This window comes from uncultured Maricaulis sp. (genome assembly GCF_905480005.1).
Taxonomy (GTDB): domain Bacteria; phylum Pseudomonadota; class Alphaproteobacteria; order Caulobacterales; family Maricaulaceae; genus Maricaulis.
The window spans coordinates 1-3,213 of sequence record NZ_CAJQOO010000022.1 but is presented as its reverse complement, the minus strand read 5'-3'; the positions used below and the strand labels follow the sequence as shown (position 1 = coordinate 3,213).

The window sequence follows — 3,213 nt, the reverse complement described above, 5'->3', positions numbered from 1 at the left end:
CGGGGTGGAGACAGCCCGGGAAAACTCCGCGAACGGGATGTCGAGGACATCACGGACACCGCAGACCACCAACAGGACACCCCGGTGTCCGCCGACATCCCGTTCCCTCCCATCCTTCGGCGCCTTGGCGCGCGGAGACGGACTGGCGTGCTCGTTATCGAGAGACCTGTCCCTGCTATCGTCATTGGCCCACCTGTCGCCTCGCGGCCCATCGCGCCAAGGGATACGGACCCCCGATAAAATATCCCGGTCACGTTTCGTCACAGGGCTTGCCAAACGACTTTTTTTGACAGACGTTTGTGTTGTGAACGTTGTTCACCAAAGCGCTGTGTGCGATAAACGCACCCGCACAAGACACGTTTGGTCGCTCCTGGGGAGGAAACGCGCCATGGCATCGCTTCGCGATCTCTATCCAATGCCGGATATCGACAGGCACTGGTCGATTCCGGAACAGTTCAACGCCACGTTTGACTTCGAGTATGATGAAGGTCGCTCGACCCTCATGCACTTGTATCAAAAGGGCAAGGATATGCAGTGGGATGCGGTCAACCGCATCGACTGGACCCTCGAGCTTGACCCCGAAAATCCGATGCAATTGCCCGATGAAGGCATTGCGCTCCACGGCTCTCCGATGTGGGAGAAGATGACGAAGAAGGAACGCATCGAGTTCCGCCGTCATGCCCAGGCCTGGAATATCTCGCAATTCATGCAGGGCGAGCAGGCCGCGCTGATCTGCGCCGCCAAGATCGTCGAATCGGTGCCGGATCTGGACGCCAAATTCTACGCCGCGACCCAGGTGATGGACGAGGCCCGCCATGTCGAGGCCTACAAGAAGCTGATGCAGAAGTTCGGCGTCGCCTATCCGATGACCGAGCCGCTGCGCCAGCTGGTCGACCAGGCGCTGCGCGACAGCCGCTGGGACTTCACCTATCTGGCGATGCAGGTGGTGATCGAGGGTCTGGCCCTGGCCGCCTTCGGCACGATCCGCGATATTGCCCAGAACCCGCTCGCCAAGATGGTCAATGCCTATGTGATGGAAGACGAGGCGCGCCATGTCGCCTTTGGTCGTCTGTCCCTGCGCGATTACTATCCGCAGCTGACCCAGGCCGAGCGTGACGAGCGCGAGGAATTCCTCGTCGAGGCCTGCTACCACATGCGTGACCGTTTCCAGGCGCGGGAAGTCTATGAAGTCATGGGCTTGCCGGTTGAAGAGTGTGTCGCCTGGGCCGAGCAGTCAGAAATGAACAAGCTTTTCCGCACACTGCTCTTCCAGCGCATCGTTCCGGTGGTCAAGGATATCGGCCTGTGGGGTCCGAAGATCCAGGCCGCTTATGCCGATATGGGCGTGCTGCATTATGCCGATCAGGATCTCGACGCCCTCGCCAAACAGGACGAGGAAATCGCTCGCGAGCTCGACACCGTCAAGCACCAGGACGTCCGCACGGCCTATGTGCACGCGGTTGGTGGCCTGGCCGAATAGGCGAGCCACCGGCACAACCTATCCAGGATTGGGGCTCCGCATCATGCGGGGCCCTTTTCTTTTGGGGGCGTTGGTTCAGATCACGCCGATATCCATGGCGCTATGCACAACCGCGAGCACGTCGATTCCGCCATCGCAGGTGCGGTAGAAAACGATGTGTGCGTTGTGGCGGAATGACCGCGAATTGGCGGCGATGTCGTCACGTTTGCGTCCGGAATCCGGGTGTTCGGCAAGCCACCTGAATCGGTCGTCCAGGCTTCGCAAATAGCCCTGACATTGCGCATGGCCCCAAGTCTGCGTGGTGTAGCGAGCGATGGCCTTGATGTCTGCAACGGCGCGCGGCGTAAGCCGCACCCTGCGTGTCATGCCTCTCGCCCGGCCTCGGCGATGAGGGCTTCAATGTCGTAGTCATCAACGAAGGCTTCGCGCTCGGCTTCACCAAGGCCTTCGCGCACATGGCGTTGCAGGGCGGCAAGCCGCGCGCCGCGCCCCTCCAACTCCCGCAGGGCTGCCCGGACAACTTCGCTGGCCGTTCCATAGCGGCCGCTCGCGACTTCATCCCGGATAAAGGATTCCCAGTGTGGGCCGAGAGAAAGGCTGGTCGACGCCATGATTGCGCTCCTTGATATTCAAAATGAATATACCAAAATCGTGGCCGGGCGACCAGTGAAAACCGGGCGCCTTTGCGCTCGTTGACCCATACATCGCTTGTCAGCCAGCAGGCCGTATCCGGTTCTTCAGGTCAAGGGCGCCGCAGGCGCCGCTTCGCGGTTCCACCCTTGAGCTGAAGAACCGGATACGGTTTTCTCTCGGCAAGCGGTTTATGGGGAGGTGCGCGCGATGCGTCACGCTTTCTCGACCCGCCTTTAACTCTCGCCAAACGCATAAGGCGAGGCTCGCAGCTGGTGCGGATCCATCGTCAGTTTGCGGTTGAGGGGCGGGAAGGCGCGCTGGGCGCAGTCTTCGCGGTCGCACAGGCGGCAGGCGAGGCCGATCGCGGCGGGGATGGTGTCGCTCATCCCGTCGGCATGGGCGACCTTGCCGGCATTGTCCCAGTCACAACCCAGCGCGATGGCATGCAGGGTCGGGGGTTGGCCGGTCGGGCCTTGGGTTGACTGGCCACGGGCCAAGGACAGCATGCGAGTGCCGTCGGGCAGCTCGAAGGACTGGGTCAGGATGCGTTCGGGCATGCGCAGGGCGTCGTAGAGATTCCATTTCGGACAGCCGCCGCCGGCCCGGGCAAAGGGCATGATGCCGCCACCAAAGCGCTTGGAGACATTGCCCGCCGCATCGACCCGGATCATGAAAAAGGGCAGGCCCCGAGCGCCCGGCCGCTGCAGCGTGGTCAGGCGATGGCAGACCTGTTCATAGCTGACCTCGAAACGGCGTTGCAGTACGCCCAGATGATAGCGACTGCTTTCGGCGGCCTTGAGGAAAGCGGCGTAGGGCATCTGCACGGCGCCGGCGAAGTAATTGGCCAGGCCGATACGCAGGAGGCGCCGCCCCTCGGAAGAGGGCAGGGCGATCTGGTCGCACAGGCGATCCAGCAGCTCGGCCTGTTCCAGCGAGGCCAGGACCACCGCGATGTGGAAGCCCCGCGAGGCCGGCGCGATGGTTTCGGACAACAGCAGGCGCCGACCGTGAAAGTCGAGACGGCGGCGGGCGCCCGCCATGACGTCCTCGTCCAGCACGCGGACGGTGAAGCCATGCTGGTCCTGCAGATAAGTGGCCAG

The 3,213-nt window shown here is 62.4% G+C and carries 4 protein-coding genes; 1 reads left to right on the top strand and 3 read right to left on the bottom strand.

Annotated features, from left to right (window positions below):
- Positions 1-388: 388 nt before the first annotated feature.
- Entirely contained in the window at positions 389-1,480 is a 1,092-nt protein-coding gene (locus QZ266_RS03310) for a ferritin-like domain-containing protein (RefSeq protein ID WP_295691629.1), read from the top strand.
- Between the two features lie 75 nt (positions 1,481-1,555).
- Here QZ266_RS03310 and QZ266_RS03305 read toward each other — a convergent pair whose 3' ends face one another.
- The 3 genes from QZ266_RS03305 to QZ266_RS03295 form a co-directional block, all read right to left on the bottom strand.
- The gene (locus QZ266_RS03305; protein WP_295691627.1) at positions 1,556-1,846 is read right to left on the bottom strand and encodes a type II toxin-antitoxin system RelE/ParE family toxin; all 291 of its coding nucleotides are present in this window, start codon (positions 1,844-1,846) and stop codon (positions 1,556-1,558) included.
- On the bottom strand, positions 1,843-2,091 hold the full coding sequence (locus tag QZ266_RS03300; RefSeq protein ID WP_295691626.1) for a type II toxin-antitoxin system ParD family antitoxin: 249 nt from the start codon (positions 2,089-2,091) through the stop codon (positions 1,843-1,845). Before QZ266_RS03300 ends, QZ266_RS03305 begins: the two co-directional genes overlap by 4 nt.
- A 255-nt stretch (positions 2,092-2,346) precedes the next feature.
- A partial coding sequence (locus QZ266_RS03295; protein ID WP_295691624.1) for a short-chain fatty acyl-CoA regulator family protein occupies positions 2,347-3,213 on the bottom strand: 867 nt, incomplete at its 5' end.

Bases quoted from the DNA above. Each gene is read 5' to 3' on its own strand.
- QZ266_RS03300 (WP_295691626.1), bottom strand. From the start codon at position 2,091: ATGGCGTCGACCAGCCTTTCTCTCGGCCCACACTGGGAATCCTTTATC.
- QZ266_RS03310 (WP_295691629.1), top strand. From the start codon at position 389: ATGGCATCGCTTCGCGATCTCTATCCAATGCCGGATATCGACAGGCAC.
- QZ266_RS03305 (WP_295691627.1), bottom strand. From the start codon at position 1,846: ATGACACGCAGGGTGCGGCTTACGCCGCGCGCCGTTGCAGACATCAAG.